The 18,224-nt window shown below is 71.7% G+C and carries 11 protein-coding genes; 3 read left to right on the forward strand and 8 right to left on the reverse strand.

Annotated elements, in window-relative coordinates; genetic code table 11:
• Positions 1–1,186 precede the first annotated feature (1,186 nt).
• On the reverse strand, positions 1,187–3,148 hold the full coding sequence (locus ABEA93_RS35235) for a serine/threonine-protein kinase (protein ID WP_345680002.1): 1,962 nt from the start codon (positions 3,146–3,148) through the stop codon (positions 1,187–1,189).
• Positions 3,149–3,534: 386 nt separating this feature from the next.
• Here ABEA93_RS35235 and pucL point away from each other — a divergent pair, with 386 nt between their 5' ends.
• From pucL to ABEA93_RS35250, 3 genes are all read left to right on the forward strand, one after another.
• Positions 3,535–4,434: a factor-independent urate hydroxylase gene (gene pucL, locus ABEA93_RS35240; RefSeq protein ID WP_345680003.1), complete on the forward strand. Its 900-nt coding sequence runs from the start codon at positions 3,535–3,537 to the stop codon at positions 4,432–4,434.
• Between the two features lie 77 nt (positions 4,435–4,511).
• Positions 4,512–5,300, forward strand: a complete 789-nt coding sequence (locus ABEA93_RS35245) for an IclR family transcriptional regulator (RefSeq protein ID WP_345680056.1) — start codon at positions 4,512–4,514, stop codon at positions 5,298–5,300.
• A 538-nt stretch (positions 5,301–5,838) separates the two neighbouring features.
• A complete protein-coding gene (locus ABEA93_RS35250; RefSeq protein ID WP_345680004.1) occupies positions 5,839–7,128 on the forward strand; it encodes a citrate synthase in 1,290 nt (429 codons plus the stop codon).
• Between the two features lie 119 nt (positions 7,129–7,247).
• On the opposite strand, the gene ABEA93_RS35255 is transcribed toward ABEA93_RS35250, so the two are convergent.
• The 7 genes from ABEA93_RS35255 to ABEA93_RS35285 form a co-directional block, all read right to left on the reverse strand.
• Positions 7,248–9,002, reverse strand: a complete 1,755-nt coding sequence (locus tag ABEA93_RS35255) for an ABC transporter substrate-binding protein (protein WP_345680005.1) — start codon at positions 9,000–9,002, stop codon at positions 7,248–7,250.
• A 5-nt stretch (positions 9,003–9,007) separates the two neighbouring features.
• On the reverse strand, positions 9,008–10,108 hold the full coding sequence (locus ABEA93_RS35260; protein WP_345680057.1) for an ABC transporter ATP-binding protein: 1,101 nt from the start codon (positions 10,106–10,108) through the stop codon (positions 9,008–9,010).
• Between the two features lie 364 nt (positions 10,109–10,472).
• Positions 10,473–11,543, reverse strand: a complete 1,071-nt coding sequence (locus ABEA93_RS35265) for an ABC transporter ATP-binding protein (RefSeq protein ID WP_345680006.1) — start codon at positions 11,541–11,543, stop codon at positions 10,473–10,475.
• Complete coding sequence (locus ABEA93_RS35270) at positions 11,540–12,511, reverse strand: ABC transporter permease (protein WP_345680007.1); 972 nt, start codon at positions 12,509–12,511, stop codon at positions 11,540–11,542. Before ABEA93_RS35270 ends, ABEA93_RS35265 begins: the two co-directional genes overlap by 4 nt.
• Positions 12,508–13,488: an ABC transporter permease gene (locus ABEA93_RS35275; protein WP_345680008.1), complete on the reverse strand. Its 981-nt coding sequence runs from the start codon at positions 13,486–13,488 to the stop codon at positions 12,508–12,510. Before ABEA93_RS35275 ends, ABEA93_RS35270 begins: the two co-directional genes overlap by 4 nt.
• A 272-nt stretch (positions 13,489–13,760) precedes the next feature.
• A complete protein-coding gene (locus tag ABEA93_RS35280; RefSeq protein ID WP_345680009.1) occupies positions 13,761–16,301 on the reverse strand; it encodes an outer membrane protein assembly factor BamB family protein in 2,541 nt (846 codons plus the stop codon).
• 362 nt (positions 16,302–16,663) lie between these two features.
• Complete coding sequence (locus tag ABEA93_RS35285; protein WP_345680010.1) at positions 16,664–18,169, reverse strand: MFS transporter; 1,506 nt, start codon at positions 18,167–18,169, stop codon at positions 16,664–16,666.
• Positions 18,170–18,224: the final 55 nt, after the last annotated feature.

Below are 18,224 nucleotides of genomic sequence, written 5' to 3' on the forward strand. Positions count from 1 at the left end.
GCGCAGCCTGCCGCCGCGGCGCAAGCGCCGTCGCCCCAAGGCGCGCCCGTGGCTCGCTCGCCGCGGAGTGCGGCGCGGGCACGAACCGGTGCGGCCGCGGCGCGGCCGGCCGCCCAACCCGCGGCGCAGGGGCAGCGGGGGCCGCAGGCCACTCAGGGTCGTGCGCAGACCGGTCCGCCCCGGGCGCAGCCTGCCGCCGCGGCGCAAGCGCCGTCGCCCCAAGGCGCGCCCGTGGCTCGCTCGCCGCGGAGTGCGGCGCGGGCACGAACCGGTGCGGCGCAAGCGCCGTCGCCGCAGGGCGCGCCCGTGGCTCGCTCGCCGCGGAGTGCGGCGCGGGCACGAACCGGTGCGGCCGCGGCGCGGCCGGCCGCCCAACCCGCGGCGCAGGGGCAGCAGACCCAACAGGGCCGGGCGCGCGCCAACACGCCGCAGGCTCCGCGCCGCCGGGGGATTGTGGCGTGGGCGCAGAACCGGGCGGCCCGCAACGACCGTCCTTGGGCGCCGCACAATCGCGCGCCGGCACCGCAGTACGTGCCGTTGCCGCAGCGGGGTGCGCAGCAGCAGGGCCCGCCGATGCTTCCTCCGCCACCGGTGGCTCCCCGTCGGCCGGCTTCGCCGCAGCAGCTGGCGCAGGCTGCCGAAAAGGGCCGCCCGTGGGCGCCGCAGAATCGCCCGCAGGCGGTCCAGGCCGCGCCTCGGCCGACGGTCGCGCGGGACACCGCCGCACCGGGCATGGGCGCGCCTCGAGCGCGCGCACGCGGTGCGGCGACACCGTCTCCGGCCGCGCCGCCGCAAGCGCCTCCCGCGCGGGGACGGGCAACCCGAGCCCCCCGGAGGGGAGACAACGGACAGGCACCGGAGACCCAGTCGGGTTTCTGACCGGGCGTCGGCCTACGTGCCACGGGAATGGGGCAGGGCGTGTCTGGTGGATCTTCACACCGCCCAGGGCGCCTGGCACCGCATCCGGGCCTGGCGGCCCTCCCAAGGCGGCGTTGCAGGCTGTTGCGCGTACGAGAAAGTACGAGCTGCGGGCCTGCCGCCTTGCGATGCACGGCACCAGACGACGGAGGGGCGCGAGCATCCACCAGACACACCCTGAGGCTGCGTCCGGACGCCCCCCATCGGAACGGAAAGAGGCGGCACGCTCGCAGACTTCGCTGCGAGCGTGCCGCCTCTTCGTGCCGGCTCAGACCTCCGGCGTACGGCCGCGGTCCTTGACCGCCAAGGCCAGCACCAGGATGCCCGCGAGGCCGCACACCAAGGCGATGCCGGGGAGCACATAGCCCATGACCGGGTTCTGCAGGTCGCGCCAGTCGCCGTCGATCAGCCGGTAGACGGCCAGTCCCGCGGACGTGAGGCCGACCAGGGCGATGACCGCGTACCAAATCGCGTCTTTGGCTTCGCGTTTCGCGGGAGCCGCGGTCTCGGCGGGGACGGCGTTCGGGAACGGCGTCGGGTAAGCCGCCGGCGCGGCGGCCGCGACGTTGCGCGGGGCGACGACCGTGGGGTCGGCCACGGGCGCTTCCCGGCGCGGCGTGGGGACGGCGGCGGGCGCCGGCGCCGCGGCGGCCGCGGCTTCGGACACGAGGCGCGGCTTGAGGAGCTGCGGCTGGTCGAGCGGGCGGTCGACGACGACGGTCGGGGCGGCGGCCGGCGTCGCGGCGGCCTTGGCACCCTTGCCGGGCTTGTTCCCGTTGCCGTTGTCCGACGCCGGCGGGGACTTCACGACGACCGTGGGAGCCGCCGGGTCGTCCTTGGCGGCGTCGGTGCCGTCCTCGTCGGTGGGCTTGTCGGCCTTGGCGTCGGTCGCCTTGTCCGGTCCGGGGGCGGGCAGCGTCCCCGCGGGCTTCGCGCTCCCGGCGTCGGCAGGCGACTCGGCGGCTTTGTCCTTGCCCTTGTCCTTGTCCGCGGGGCGCGTCTGACGCGGAACCGCAGGTGTCGCCGCGGGAGTTGCGTCGCCGTCGTCGTCCGCGTCGTCCTTCGCCGCGGAGGCTGCCGCGGCCGCCGCCGGGACGGGGATGGCCACCTTGGTGGTGTCGTTGGCGCCGGCCTTGGGCGAGGCCTTCGCGTCCGCCCCCTCGGCAGCGGACGGAGAGGTCTTCTTCGCGGGGCTCTTCGCGGCGGCCTTCGGAGCATCCTCGGCGGATCCCTTGGCAGCGTCCTTCGCCGGACCGCTCGCGGACTCCGTCGCGGCGGGCTTCGCCGCGTCCTTCCCGGCGTCGGACTCGGGAGCCTTCGCGGTGGTCTTCTTCGCGGCGGGCTTCGCCGCCGGCTTCGGGGCCTTCTTCGCGCTCTCCGCCGCGGCGTCGGCGGCCGTCTTCGTGGCCTCGGCCACCGCCGCCCGTATCGCCTTGGGCAGCCAGGCCGCGCTGGTGGCGTCCTCGCCGTCGAACAGTTGGGCCAGCTCCGCCGCGGAAGGCCGCGCGTCGGGGCGCTTGGCCAGGCACTTGGCGACGATCTCGACGAGGTCCTCGGGCAGGCCCGCCAGGTCCGGCGCGCTCCGCAGGACCTTCTGGGCGAGCGCCGGGCCCGTGGTGTCGCCGTACGGGGCGACCCCGGCCGCCGCGCACACCACGCCCGCGAGCGCGAACACGTCCGTCGCCGGCCGTACGCCGCCGCCGGTCGCCTGCTCGGGTGCGGGCAGCGCGCTCGACGCGTCCGCGCCGAGCATCGCGGATATACCGAGGTCGGTGATCTGCGGCCCGTGTTCCGTCAGTTGCACGGTGGCCGCCGACAGACCCTGGTGCGTCACCTTCGCCTCGTGCACCGCAGCCAGCGCCCGCGCGAGCGCCGAGCCGAGGGCCCGCAGCGCCTCCTCCGGCAGCGGCCCGTGGTCGCGGACCGCGTCCGCGAGCGTGATCCCGGGCGCGTACTCGGCGGCCAGCCACGGCGGCGTGCCGTCGGCGTCCGCGTCGAGGACCCGGGCCACGTGGGCGCCGTCCACCGCGCGCACCGCGTCGGTGGCCTTGCGGAACCGGCCGAGGAATTTCGCGTCGGTGGCGAGATCCGGCCGGACGAGCCGTATCGCGACCGTCTCCCCGTCCTCGTCCGCACCGAGGAACACCGCGCCGAGCCTGCCGTCGCCGAGCCGCGCGGAGAGGCGGTACCGGCCCACGACCCCCGGGTCGCCCGGTTTGAGTGCTTCCATTGCCGCCGTCCTCCCGCACATCCGCTGACAAACCGTCAAGAACCAACCGGCAATTCGCAAAAAACTCGGCAAACGCGCAGGTCGGGTCCCTGGGGTGTGCGGCAGCCTACCGTCGGACGCGCTTGGGGGTTCGCGCCGCGGCGGTCCACCACACCCGCCCGCAGGCAGTGACGCGCGGCAGCCCCCAAGCCGTTGCAGCCAGAACGTTTTTGTGACGTCGGCGAGGTAACTCGCGCGTTAAACCGTCGTTGCGTTCGCGTGTGGACGGGTGACTCCTGGCGGATTGTGCCGGAAGGGGTCTTTGACCGCCCCCCGGCCGGGCAATAGCTTCGCAGCGTTGCGGCCCCGCGACGCGACGTGGCACGGCTGGAGGGAGTTGGCGGCGGATGGGGATCGTGCTGGGGCCCAACCGGTACGGCAAGGCCGAAGTGCGGCTGGTGCGGGTCGTCCGGGACGACGCGACCCACCACCGGCTCGCCGACCTGACCGTGTCGATTGCGTTGAGCGGTGACCTCGCCGCCACGCATCTGGCCGGCGACAACGCCCATGTGCTGCCGACCGACAGCATGCGGGCCCTCGTCTTCGCCTTCGCGCGCGAGCAACCCGGCGAGGAACCGGAAGAGTTCGCGTTGCGGCTGGCCCGACACCTGACGACGGCCTACGAGCCCGTCCACACCGCGCAGGTGCGCATCCACGCCCACCCGTGGGAACGCATCGCCGCCGCGGAAGGCCCCCACCCGCATGCCTGGACGCGCGCCGCGGGCAGCCGGTACGCCGGTGCCGTCCGGAACGCGGACGGCGCCGAGCAGGTCGTCTCCGGGCTCGACGACGTCACCGTGCTGAAGTCCACCGGCTCGGAGTTCCACGGCTTTCTCACCGACCGGTACACGACCCTGGAGCCCACCGACGACCGCGTACTGGCCACGTCGGTATCCGCCCGCTGGCGGCACGCGGCACGGCCCGAGGAGAGCGATCTCGGGGCGGACTGGACGGGCTCCTACGCGGCCGCCCGCGCCACGCTCCTGCGCACCTTCGCGGACACCCGCAGCCTGTCGCTCCAACAGACCCTCTACGCCATGGGGAAGGCCGTCCTCGACGAGCAACCCCGGCTGGCCGAGGTCCGGTTGGAACTCCCCAACAAGCACCACTTCCTCGTCGACCTCGCCCCGTATGGACACGACAACCCGGGTGAGGTGTACTACGCGGCGGACCGGCCGTACGGCCTGATCGAAGGCGCGGTCCTGCGCGACGATGCGATTCCCGCGATGCCTGAACTGCCCTGGTAGGCCTGATAGGTGACGACGGAGGGGGATCCGGTCCGATGCCCGACACCATCGTGGAAAAGCGCCTGCGGGCGCAGCAGATGCCCGCACTGCCCGAGATATCCGGAACGGCGCCCGGCGGAGGACCAGGCGGCGTCCAATCGATAGGGCGGGCCTTCGAACTCCTGGAGCGCCTCGCCGACGCCGGCGGCGAACTCGGCCTCAGCGAGCTCGCCTCCGCCACCGGCTTGCCGCTGCCGACGATCCACCGCATCATGCGCACCCTCGTGGCGGGCGGCTACGTCCGCCAGGAGGCTTCCCGCCGCTACGCCCTCGGCCCGCGCCTGATCCGGCTCGGCGACAGCGCGAGCCGGATGTTCGGAGCGCGTGCGCGGCCCTTCCTGGCCTCCCTGGCGGACGCGACGGGGGAGACCGCCAACCTGGCGCTGCTGGACGGCGACGAGGTCGTGTACGTCGCCCAGGTGCCTTCCCGGCACACCATGCGGACCTTCACCGAGGTCGGGCGGCGCGTCCTGCCGCACAGCACGGCGGTCGGCAAGGTGCTGCTCGCGCAGCTGCCGCCGGACGACGTCCGGGCGCTGCTCGCCCGCACCGGCATGCCGCGCCTCACCGACGCCACGGTCACCGACCCCGAGGCGTTCGTCGCGCAGCTGGCCGACGTCGCGCAGCACGGCTGGGCGGTGGACGACGGCGAGCACGAGGACGGCGTGCGCTGCCTCGCCGCGGTGGTGCCCCACCCGACCGCCCGCGCCGCCGTCTCCGTCTCCGGTCCCGCAGCCCGGCTCGGCGGCGAGGCGCGCGACCGCATCGCACCGGCGCTGACCGTCGTCGCGGGACGCCTGGCGGCGGCATTGCGGGACGAGGCGTAGGCGGCCCCCGCGGGCCGTGGGGCGGCCGATACCCCAGTGGACACGGTGCGTGGTCGGCGGACCGCGCACCGTTCCACACCGCCTTACGGCCGTCTCGGCGGGCAACCGCCCAGGTGGGCGTTTCGCGCCCGCACCCCCGATCCGCGCCGACGTGCCGTGCATCACCATCGATCCGTGTGTACGAGCCGAGTTGGCACGCTCGGTCACCCTGTGTGTCGGCCGATAAACCGACATCGCACGAGTGGTCGCGGTCGTCGGCAAGGCATAGCGTGGGCCGGAGTCGGACCACTGCCATGCGGTTCGCACAGGTTGATCCGGCACCGCGGGGTAGCGCGGACGCCGTGTGGGCATCACATATATGTGACGATCCGTCACGTGATGTGGCTCACGGTTTATTCCGCGTGACGGGAGCCGGTTGCGGCGCGGCATTGTGCGCCTGCTATTCGTACTGGTGCACACATGTCACAAACAGCCGGGGCCGACCGGACACGATCCGGACGGGTGTCGGAACCTGAGCCGAGAAATAGGGGACCCAGCCATGAGCGGAGACTCGGTAGTACTGCGCTATCAGGGAAACGAACACACGTATGACGTTGTCGAGGGCACCATCGGCGACAACGCCATCGACATCGGGAAGCTGCGCGCGCAGACCGGCCTGGTCACGTACGACGGCGGTTTCGTCAACACCGCGTCGACGAAATCGGCGATCACCTTCATCGACGGCGAAGAAGGCATTCTTCGGTACCGCGGCTACCCGATCGAGCAGCTCGCGGACCAGGGCAGCTTCCTGGAGACGTCGTACCTGCTGATCAACGGCGAACTGCCGAACGCGACGCAGCTCGAAGACTTCCGTACCGAGATCACGAAGCACACGCTCCTCCACGAGGACGTGAAGCGCTTCTACGACGGCTTCCCGCGCGACGCCCACCCGATGGCCATGCTGTCGTCCGTGGTGAGCGCGCTGTCCACCTTCTACCAGGACAGCCACGACCCGTTCGACGAGGAGCAGGTCCACATCTCGACGATCCGGCTGCTCGCCAAGCTGCCGACGATCGCCGCGTACGCGTTCAAGAAGTCCGTCGGCCAGGCGCTGCTCTACCCGGACAACTCGCTGGACTACGTGCAGAACTTCCTGCGCATGACGTTCGCGGTGCCGTCCGAGGAGTACAAGGCCGACCCGGTCATCGTCTCGGCCCTCGACAAGCTGCTGATCCTGCACGCCGACCACGAGCAGAACTGCTCGACGTCGACGGTGCGCATGGTCGGCTCCAGCCACGCGAACCTGTTCGCGTCGGTGTCGGCCGGCATCAACGCCCTCTGGGGCCCGCTGCACGGCGGTGCGAACCAGTCGGTGCTGGAGATGCTGGACGCCATCAAGGCGGACGGCGGCGACGTCGACGCATTTGTGCGCAAGGTGAAGAACCGCGAGGACGGCGTCCGCCTCATGGGCTTCGGGCACCGCGTCTACAAGAGCTTCGACCCGCGCGCGCAGATCATCAAGAAGGCCGCGGACGACGTCCTCAGCCGCCTGGGCAAGCGCGACGAGCTGCTGGACATCGCGCTCCGCCTGGAGGAAGTGGCGCTCAGCGACGACTACTTCGTGTCGCGGAAGCTCTACCCGAACGTGGACTTCTACACGGGTCTGATCTACCGGGCGATGGGCTTCCCGACCTCGATGTTCACCGTGCTGTTCGCGCTCGGCCGGCTGCCCGGCTGGATCGCGCACTGGCGCGAGATGATCGCCGACCCGGCGTCGAAGATCGGCCGCCCGCGGCAGGTCTACACCGGCATCCCGATCCGCGACTACGTGCCGCTCGGCGCCCGCTGAGGGACCGTTTCGCCACGAAGGACGTGAACGCCCGGTGGCCGGGTGGGACCCGCGGGTCCCACCCGGCCACCGGGCTTCCGTGCGTGCGGCCCGGGGCCGCCGGAGCCTTGCGTGCGGAGCTACTTCTTCGGCTCGAGCATGGTGGCGACGTACACCGAGGCGGCGCCCACCGAGATTCCGACGATGTACGGGTTGTCCTTGTCCGGCCAGCCGACCACGCTCTTCGTGCTGTATTCGGACCAGGCCGCGAAGTTGTACAGCGGAATGATCGGCATCTTCTCGACCATGATGTCCTGCAGGCCTTCGAGGGCCTGCTTCTGCACCGCCGGGTCCTGCGTGGACGCGTACTGCTGCAGGAGCTTGTCCGTCTCCGGGTCCTGCCAGCGCTCCGTGTTGTTGAACGCGGGCTGGCCGACCGGGGCGGTGAGGTAGCCAGCCAGGGTGCGCTCGTAGACGTTGAACGGCGAGTACGCCGCATACGCCGGGCCGGTGATGCCGACGTCGAAGTTGCCCATGTAGGTGTCCGTGATCGACTCGGTCGTGGACTTGCTGTCGATCTTCACCTCGATGCCGACCTGCTTGAGCTGGTCGGTCATGACCTGGTAGAGCGTGAGCACGTCCGTGAAAGACGACGACGTGAGCAGCGTCATCGTCAGCCGCTTGCCGTCGGGGCCGACCATGATGCCGTCGCCGCCGGGCTTGTAGCCGGCCTTGGCGAGCAGCGCCTTGGCCTGCGGGATGTCCTGCGTCAGCTGGATGCTCTTGTACTTGTCGGCGATGAACTCCGCGTGCTGCGGCAGCAGGCCGGTGGGTGTCATGTTTGGCTGCTCCTCGCCCTGGAAGGCGAGTTGCGCGAGCGCTTTGCGGTCGAGCGCGAAGCTGACGGCCTTGCGGACGTCGGCGTTCTGCCACTGCGGCTTGGTGAGGTTGAATCCGAGCGACATGGGCGCCATCGGCGGGAACCAATAGTGGTTGTTCGCCGGGTCCTTGGCGACGTATTCCTTGTCGATGTTGTTGACGAAGTTGCCCGCCCAGTCGAGTTCGCCTTGGGCCAGGGCCAGGTTCGCGCTGACGTTCGAGGTGTACGCGACGTACCGGATGCCGTCGATCTTCGGCTTCCCGGCCTGCCAGTAGCCGGGGTTCTTCGCGAGCAAGTAGCCCTGCGGCGTCCAGGATTCGAGCTTGAACGGGCCGGTGCCGACCGGATTCTCGAAGGTGTACGTGTTCGGGTCCTGCACCAACTCCCAGATGTGCTTGGGCACGATCGCCGTCAGACCGACGAACGGGAGCTGGGTGAACGCCGGTGCCGGGAAGTCGATGACCGCCTTGGCCGGGCCCTCCGCGCGGGCGCTGCTCGCGAGCAGCCCGTACTGGTTCAGCGCCGGGTTCTTCAGCAGCAGGTTGATGCTGAACGCGACGTCGTCGGCGGTGAACGCCTGCCCGTCGGTCCACTTCACGCCGGTCTGCAGGTCGAGGGTGAGCTGCTTGCCGTCCGGCGAGAACTGCCACGACTTCGCCAGCCACGGCTTGAAGTCGCCGACCTTCAGCACGTTCGGGATGAACAGCGGCTCGTTGATCATCCCGACGCCGCCCATGAGGTTCATCGGCCCGGTGATCGCATACGGATTGAAGTTCTTGACCATCGGGCCGGTCGGCGCGCCCGTCGCCCGCAGGATCACCTTGCCGCCGGCGCCGCCGCCGCCGCTCTTGTCGCTGCACGCTGCCGCGCCGCTCAGCAGCGCCAAGGCGGCCGTGGCGGCGAGGACGCGGCGCCGCAGGCGTCGGCCCGTCTTTCCGGGAGCACCCGCGGCTCCGGAGGCCGTTCCGAGGCCTCCGGTCCGTGTCGAGCCGCCGAGCCTTCCGATTCTGAACACGTGCGTCACCGCCGTCCGTTCGGGGTCGGATGAGGGGAATCCGGGAGCGCGCCGGGGCGTGCCTCCGGGTCTTCGGGAGCGAGCAGCCAGCAGGCCGCCCAGTGGCCGTTCTCCGGGTCCGCCGCCGCGGCCGGGAACACCGGCGGGGCTTCCTCGGCGCAGACCGGCATGGCGAGCGGGCAACGCGGGTGGAACCGGCAGCCCGTCGGCGGATCGGCCGGGTCCGGCGCCTCGCCGAGGCGCTCGGGCGGGGCGGAGCCGGGCGGGCGGTCCGGGTCGGGTGCGGAGTCGACGAGCAGGCGCGTGTAGGGGTGCGCGGGCGCCTGCGTGACGGCCTCGGCGGGGCCGCCCTCGACGATGCGGCCCGCGTACATGACGCGGACGTTGTCGGCGAAGTAGCGGGCGGACGCGATGTCGTGCGTGATGTACAGCAGCGCGAGGCCGTCTTCGTGGCCGAGTCGGCGCAGCAGGTTGAGGACGCCGAGCCGGATCGACACGTCCAGCATCGACACCGGCTCGTCGGCCAGCAGGATCTCCGGCCGCACCGCCAGGGCGCGGGCGATGGACACGCGCTGCCGCTGACCGCCCGACAGTTCGTGCGGGCGTTTGCTCGCGAACTGCTCGGCCGGCGTCAAGCTGACACGTTCCAGCAGAGCCAGCACCTCGGCGTGGACCTCCGCCGACGACCGGCGCGGACCGTGCAGGCGCAGCGGGCGGGCCAGGTGGTGATCCACGGTGTGGATGGGGTTCAGCGACGCGAACGGGTCCTGGAAGATCATCTGCACACGCCGCAGATAGCTCTGGAACGCCCGGCCGCGCGGCTTCCCGACCGGTTCGCCGTCGAGCAGCAGCTGCCCGCGCGTCGGCGGCTCCAGGCGTGCCAGTACCCGGGCCACCGTCGACTTGCCCGATCCGGACTCGCCGACGACCGCGGTGATCTCGCCGTGGTAGAGAGCCAGTTCGACGTCGTCGGCGGCCCGGACGACGACCGGGGAGCCCCAGAGGCCGCGGCGGCTGACCGGGTAGTGCCGGGAGATGCCGCGGGCTTCGAGCGCGGGGGTGCGGGCCGGGCCGGGTGCGGGAGGCGAGACGGGGCTCCCGGCAATGGCGGTGTGGCGGCGGTTGCGGTCGGGTGCGGGGGACGCCGCGGGAACGTCGGTGGCCCGTCGGGCATGCCGCGGCGCCGGGAGCTCGGCGGCGGCAGGCTCGGTCGGCGCGGGTGAGGCCGATGTGGGGTGTCCGCGGTGTCGGGCGCCGGAGTGCTCCGCTGCGTCGGCGGTCGTTCCTTCGTCTGCACTGCCGCCTGTCCCGTTGTGCGTCCGCATGTCTCTTCCCGCGTCGGTTCCTGCGACCGCGGTCGGATCCGGACCCGGCGGGCCTTCGGACGCCGGCGCACTGCCCGGCTCCCCGGGCCACGCCGCCTCGGGACCGGTGTCGGACGCGGCGGATCGGTCGTTGCTCGCCGGTGGTTCAGTCGTCATGGCCGGCCCCCTCCTTCGGGTCGTCCAGGTGGCACGCCACCAAGCGGTCCGGCGACGCCGGAGGGGTGCGCAGCAGGGGGATGTCCCGGGTGCAGCGGCCGAACGCCTCGGGGCAGCGCGGGTTGAAGGCGCAGCCGGGCGGGAGGGCGCGCAGGTCGGGCGGTGAGCCGGGGATGCCGGCGAGGTCGCGCCGGGGGCCGCGCAGGGGCGGGAAGGAGCCGACGAGGCCGCGTGTGTACGGGTGGGTCGGGGTGCGGTACACGTCCTGGGCGGGGGCCGATTCGACGATGCGGCCCGCGTACATGATCGCGACCCGGTCGGCGACTTCGAGGAGCAGCGACAGGTCGTGCGTGATGAACAGCACCGAGAAGCCGAACTCTTGGCGCAGTCGCACGAGTTCGGCGAGCACGTCGCGCTGGACGACGACGTCGAGGGCGGTCGTGGGCTCGTCGAGGACGAGGATCTCCGGGTCGAGCGCGAGCGCCATGGCGATCATGATGCGCTGCCGCATGCCGCCGGACAGCTCGTGCGGATAGGCGCTGAGCCGGGCGCTGGGGACGCCGACCGTGGTGAGCAGGTGCGCGGCCCGGTCCCGGCATTCGGCGCGGCTGATGCCCGGCCGGTGCGCGCGCAGCGTGTCGGCGATCTGCACGGCCACCGTGTGCACGGGGTTGAGCGCGTTCATCGCGCTCTGGAACACGATGGCGATCTCTTCCCACCGGAACGCACGCAGGTCGTTGCGTGCCATCGCCATCACGTCGACGGGCGGGCTCGCGGCGCCGTCGGCGGAGGGCTTGCGGTGGTAGAGGACTTGCCCGGCGGCGATCCGGCCCGGCGGGCGCAGCAGCCGGGTGACGGCGTGCGCCAGCGTGGACTTCCCGGAGCCGGACTCGCCGGCCAGTCCCAGGGTCTCCGACCGGTGCAGGGTGAGGTCGACGGTGTCGACCGCGTGCACGGCGCCCGGGCCTTCGCCGTAGTCGACGGTCAATCCGCGGATTTCCAAGAGCGGTTCGCGGCCGGGTGCCGGGATCGGCGCGGGGACGGTGGCGGGGGCGGTCATACGCTTGCCTCCGGGGCGGTGGGCGACGGCTTCCGCGATGTGCGGCGGGCCCGGCGCTTCTTCTCGGCGGAGGCCAGGCGCGGGTTCATCAGCTCGTCGGCGCCGAAGTTGATGAGGGACAGGCTTGCGCCGACCAGGGCGATGCACAGACCGGGCGGGACGTACCACCACCACGCGCCGGTGGTGAACGCGCTGGAGTTCTGCGCCCAGTACAGGGTCACGCCCCAGCTCCACGTGCTCAGCGAGCCCAGGCCGAGGAACGACAGCCCGGCTTCGGTGAGGATCGCGAAGATGAAGGTGAACAGGAACCCGGAGACGATGATCGCCCCGAGGTTGGGCACGAGTTCCACGGTGACGATGCGCCACGGGCGTTCGCCGATCGCGCGGGCGGCTTTGATGTAGTCGCGATTGCGCAGCGACAGGGTTTGCGCGCGCAGGAGCCGCGCGCCGAACGCCCAGCCGGTGACGCTGATGACCACCGCAATCGGGAACCAGCCGCCGCCGTGCAGGTAGCCGGTGAGCACGATGGTCAGCGGCAGGGCCGGGATCACCAGGAAGATGTTGGTGAGCATGGACAGGATGTCGTCCGTCCAGCCGCCCGCGTAGCCGGCGGTCACGCCGATGAGGACGCCGAGCGCGGTGGCGAACGTGGCCGCGACCAGGCCTACGAGCATCGAGGTGCGGGCGCCGACGAGGATCTGCGACAGGATGTCCTGCCCGGATTGCGTGGTCCCCAACAGGTGCTGCGCGCTGGGGGATTGCAGCACGGGGCCGCCGGTCTTCGACGGGTCTTCCGGGGCGATCCACGGCCCGATGACGGCGAGCAGGACGAAGCACCCGAAGACCACCATGCCGGTCAGCGCCTTGCCGGACCGCAGCAGCGGGAAGCGGCGTTTCCGAGCGGCCGGGGCGGCGGCGGGCTCCGCGGACGGGGATTCGGGCGCGGCGAGTGCGGTGGCCGCGGTCATCGTGCCTCCTGGCGGATGCGCGGGTCGAGGAGCACGTAGCACAGGTCCACGACGAAGTTGGCGAGCAGCACCATCAGCGTGATGATGAGGAACAGGCCCTGCATGAGCGGGTAATCGTTGTTCAGCACCGCGTTGTAGAGCATGAATCCGATGCCGGGGTACGAGAAAACCGTCTCGGTGACGATCGATCCGCTGACGATGAAGCCGAGCGACATCGCGAACCCGGAGATGTTCGGCAGCAGCGCGTTGCGCGCGGCATAGCCGAGCATGACGCGGCGCGTGCGGAGACCTTTCGCCTCCGCGACCAGCACATAGTCCTCGGACAGCGTGGTCAGCATCATGTTGCGCATGCCGAGCAGCCAGCCGGCGATCGACCCGACGACGATGGTCGCCGCGGGCAGCACCGAGTGGCTGAACGCGCTCGCGATGAACTCGCCGGACCAGCCGACTTCCAGCTCCGGGCGGTAGCCGCCGGACAACGGGAACCAGCCCAGTTCGGCACCGAACACGGACAGCGCGACCAGCGCGATCCAGAAGTACGGCACCGCGGCGAAGAACGTGGTCACCGGCAGCAGGTGGTCGAGGAACGATCCGCGCTTCCACGCGGCCGCCACGCCCAGCAGCGTGCCGAGCACGAAGCCGATCGCGGTGGCGACGCCGACCAACACGACCGTCCACCACAGGCCTTGGCCGATCACCTCGGACACGCGGCCCGGGAAATAGGCGACCGAGGTCCCGAGATCGCCGTGCAGCAGGTCTTTCCAGTAGGTGCCGTACTGCGACAGCAGGCTGGCATTGCTGACGCCGATTTGGGCCTTGATGGCGTCGATCTGTTCTTTCGAGATCTGCCCCTGGAAACGGGACAGCATCGTGTTCTCCGGGCTGCCCGGCATGAGCCGGGGGATGAGGAAGTTCATGGTGATCGCCGCCCACGCGGTCACCACGTAGAAAGCGATACGCCGGATGAGGAAACGCACCTATCACCACCGACTTCGAGCGGGCCTGGCGGGCAGAGCGAGGCGAGCAAGGCACGAGCGGGTGGAACACGGGAAGCGCGCGGGCGGGACGGTGCCGCGTGCGCCAGACTGTACGACCCCGACTGAGCGATCGGTAGGTATGTGATGTGACCGTGATCAAAACCGGACGGTGGCCCACGGATGCGGCAAAGCCCCGGCGGAACGGGTCCGCCGGGGCTTTCGAGTGCCGGGAAGGCGGCCGGATGGCCGCCTGAACTCCCTTACGGGAAAGTTCAGTTGGTCGTGGCTCCGGGCGGTGCTCCGCCGGTCGCCGCGTCGATCACGTACAGGTGCCGGTCGGTGCTGCCGACGAACACCATGCCGTCCGCGACCACCGGCGACGTCACCCGGCCATCGGTGACGTACCGCCACCGCGGCTCGCCCGTCGCCGCGACCGCGACCACCGAATGGTCGCTGCTGCCCGCGAACACCATGCCGTTCTCCACGACCGGCGACGTGACCCAGCCGTCCGTCTTGTACCGCCACAGGCAGCTCGTCGAGTTGACGTCGACCGCGTAGAGGCCGCCGTCGCCGCTGCCGAAGTACGACACGCCGTTCGCCGCCGCGGGCTGCGCCACCGGGCCCTGCGCCTTGTACCAGCCGCGTAGCTGGCCGCCCTGCGCGTCCAGCAGGTACAGGTACTGGTCGGTGCTGCCCACGTGCACGACGCCGCCGGACACCGTCGGCGCGGACACCCAGCCGCCGGTCTGGTAGCGCCAACGCGCGTAGCCGGTGACCGCGTCCAGCGCGTACACGCACCGGTCGCTGCTGCCGAAGTACACGACGTTGTCCACGACCGTCGGCGTCGTCGCCCAGCCCTGCGTGGGGAACCGCCAGCGGCACAGGCCCGTCGCGGTGTCCACCGCGTAGACCGCGTTGTCGCTGCTGCCGAAGTACACCGTGCCGTTGGCGACCACAGGCGCGGCCACCACCTCGCCGCCGGTCGGGAAGCTCCACCGCCACTGGCGGCTCGCCAACTCCAGCGCGTACAGGTGGTTGTCCTGGCTGCTCAGGTACATCATCTCGCCCTCGACCGCGGGCGGATGCGACCAGCCGCTGCTGTCGAACCGCCATTCGCGGGTCGACAGATGCAGCGTGTGCAGGCCGTTGTCCTTGCTGTGCACGTGGATCCGCGACGTGCGGACGCCGCCCGCACGCACCGGCGGCGACAGGATCTCCGCACTCGCCGCGAACCGCCACGGGCGCGTCGTCGGCGCGGACATCGGCCCGGTCGGGGTGCGCGGCGTCGGCGGATGCGGACGCGGCGCGTCGTCGGCACCGGCGATGTACGTCGGCGTAGCCCCCGGCGCCGGACCGCCCTTGCGCAGCATCGTCTCCGCGGCGCCCGGCTGCGCGCCGTGCGCCTGACCGGGCGGATGCGACCCCGGCGGGGGACCGTACGGGCCCGGCGCGGTCGGCTGCGGGGTCGGCATCGGGCGCTGCTGCACGCCGCCGCCGGGCATGCCCGAGCCGGGCTGCGAGCCCGGACGCGGCGGGGCCGTCATCGGGTAGGCGCCCATCGGCTGCCCGCCGACCGGCTGCGGATGCGGCGGCGCGGACCCGGGGCCGCCGGGCGGCATCACCGGGCGCGGCGGGGCGCCGTGCGGCTGGGAGCCCGGACCGCCGAACGGACCACCGGGGCCGCCCGGGCCGCCGGGCTGCGACACCGGCGGCTGCGGGGACGGGCCGGGTACCCGCGGCACCGGGTCGGGACCGGTCGGTGCGGGCTGGGCGGGCGACTCGGCCTGGATCTGGGCGGGCAGCTTGCCCCAGTCGTCGTCGCTCAGCTTGCCGATGTCGTCGTCGGTCTCCTCGGGCGCGGCCTGCGGCTCGGGCACCGGGGGAGTGCGCTGGCCCGCCGGGCGGTACTGCCGCTCGAACCGCTCGACCATCGCGGCAGCTGCCTCGGGCAGCCGGCTGTCCGAGTCCGAGTAGCTGCTCTCCGCGTCCAGCAGCGGCGCCAGCCGGGTCAGCAGCGCGGTCGGCGACGGGCGGTGCTCCGGCGCGCGCTGCATGCACGAATTGATCAGGTCGTGGAGTTCGTCGGGCAGCCCCACCAGGTCCGCCGAGCCGGTCACCAGGCGCAGCAGCGCCTCGGCCGGCTTCCGGTCCGGATACGGCGAATGCGCCGTCGCCGCGTACACGAGCGTGGCGCCGAGCGAGAACATGTCGCTCGCCGGGGTGATGTCCCGCACGCCCTGCGCCTGTTCCGGCGACATGTAGGCGGGGGTGCCGACCGCGACACCGGTCATGGTCAGCGAACCGAAGTCCGCGGCCCGGGAAATGCCGAAGTCGATCACCTTCGGGCCGTCGCTGGCGACCAGCACGTTGGACGGCTTGAGGTCGCGGTGCACCAGCCCGGCCGCGTGCACCGACTCCAGGGCCTCCGCGATGCCGGCGGCGAGCCAGCGGATCGCACCGGCGGGCAGCGGACCGCAGGCGCGCACGAGGGTTTCCAACGAGGGGGCGGGCACGTAGGCGGTGGCCAGCCACGGCACGGCGGCATCGGGGTCGGCGTTGACCACGGCGGCGGTGAACACACCGCTCACCCGGCGGGCCGCGGCGACTTCCTGCGCGAAGCGCGCGCGGAAGCCCGGGTCGCCGCCGAGTTCGGAGCGGATGGTCTTGATGGCGACCAGCCGGCCGAACGGCGAACGTCCGAGGTAGATGCGGCCCATCCCGCCCGCGCCGAGCCGGCCCAGGACGGTGTACGGCCCGATCCGGTTCGGATCACCCTTGGCGAGGGGCTCACCCGGCCACTCGTGTTCGGTCACAATCCCCCCGATTTCTCCCCCACCACCGCCCATCATCCCCGCCGGTTCCTCGCTGCGACAGAGTCCGCGCCGATCCGGTCGACCGGCGCGTGTGCAGCCACCGGGGACGCGGAGCGCCGCGTCCGGAATCCCCCTGCTGCCTGAGGCAGAGTACCGGCCCGCGAGCGCCGCCGCCCACGGTGTGCCTCCGTCGGAGGCGGGTGTCGCGGATGCTTCGGTGCTTCTTTCACTGCGTTGAGACGCGGGACGGCGGATCGGGGTTCCCGACCGATCGAGTTCGTCCCGGGTGCGCATATGCCGAGCGGCCGGCCCCGCAGGGAAACCGGCCGCTCGGCCAAGCGTTTGACGGAATTCCGGTTGTGTCAGTGGCTGACCGCGGCCGGGTCGACCTTGATGTCCTCGCGGCGGACGCGCACGAGCACGAACGCGATCACCGACGAGGCGAACAGCATGAGCGACGCGGCGAAGATCGGCCCAGTCGAGAAGACGCTGGCCGCCTCCGCCGGCGTGTCCGCCGACTTGACCGCCGACGTCGCGATCGTGGCCAGCACCGCCAGCCCGATGGTGCCGCCGATCTGCTGCGTGACGTTGAGCACCGCAGAACCGACGCCCATGTCCTTCGGGTCGATGCCCGCGGTCGCGGTCGCCATGATCGAGACGAACACGCCGCCCATGCCGAGGCCCATGAGGACCACACCCGGCAGCACACCGGTCCAGTAGTTCGAACCGGCGTCGAGGAACGACAGCCACAGCAGGCCGGTGCCGGCCAGCAGCGGACCGACGACCAGGAACGGCCGCGGACCGGTCCGCGTGATGATCCGCGAGGTGACCTGCGCCGACGTGATGACGCCCGCGGTCAGCGGCAGATAGGCCACGCCCGCCAGGATCGGCGACAGGTCGAGCAGCAGCTGGTTCTGCATGAACAGGGTGAGGAAGAAGAACGTGCTCATCATCCCCGCACCGGCCAGCATCATGACCAGGTAGCCGCCGGTCCGCGTCCGGTTGAGGAACAGCCGCAGCGGCAGCAGCGGCTGACGGGTCTTCAGCTCGCCGAACACGAACAGCGCCAGGAACACCACGCCCACCACGAAGCTGGCGATCGCCATGCCGTCGGTCCAGGTGTGGTCCTTCTGGTTCTGGCTCTGCTCCGACACCCGGATGAAGCCGTAGACCAGTGCGGACACACCCACCGTCGAGGTGATCGCGCCGGGCAGGTCGAACCGGGCCAGGCCGCCGCCCGCCCCGGTCACCTTGTCGTTCGGGAAGATCCGCGGAATGGCCAGGCCCAGCGCGAGGCCGATCGGCACGTTCACGAACATGACCCAGCGCCAGTTCGCGTACTCGGTCAGGAGACCGCCGGCGAGCAGGCCCACGGCCGCACCCATACCGGACACCGCGGCATAGACGCCGAGCGCCTTGTTGCGCTCCGCGCCCTCCTTGAAGGTCGTGGTGACCAGCGACAGCACCGCGGGGGCGGTGATCGCTCCGCCGACGCCCTGCAGGGCACGGGCGGCCAGCAGCATGGCCTCGTTCTGTGCGAACCCGCCGAGCAGGCTGGCCACCGTGAATATGGCCAGCCCCAGGATGAACATCCGGCGGCGGCCGAGCAGGTCGCCGAGGCGCCCGCCGAGCAGCAGCAGGCCGCCGAAGGTCAGCGTGTAAGCGTTCATCACCCAGGTCAGCGACGCGTCGTTGAAGTCGAGCGCGGTCTTGATGTGCTTGAGGGCGATGTTCACGATCGTGGCGTCGAGGACGATCATGAGCTGCGCACCCGCCAGCACGGCCAGCGCCAGGCCCGGGTGCACGCTCTTGCCCGGCGCGCCGGGCGATCCCGTGGAGGCGGCGACCTCGGGGGGTGCCGTGGACATAGAGGTACCTCGTTCTGAGAAGACGGAAAATAGAGGACGGTTCCGTACTCTGGTC

The sequence above is a fragment of the Yinghuangia aomiensis genome, assembly GCF_039542225.1.
Taxonomy (GTDB): Bacteria; Actinomycetota; Actinomycetes; order Streptomycetales; family Streptomycetaceae; genus Yinghuangia; species Yinghuangia aomiensis.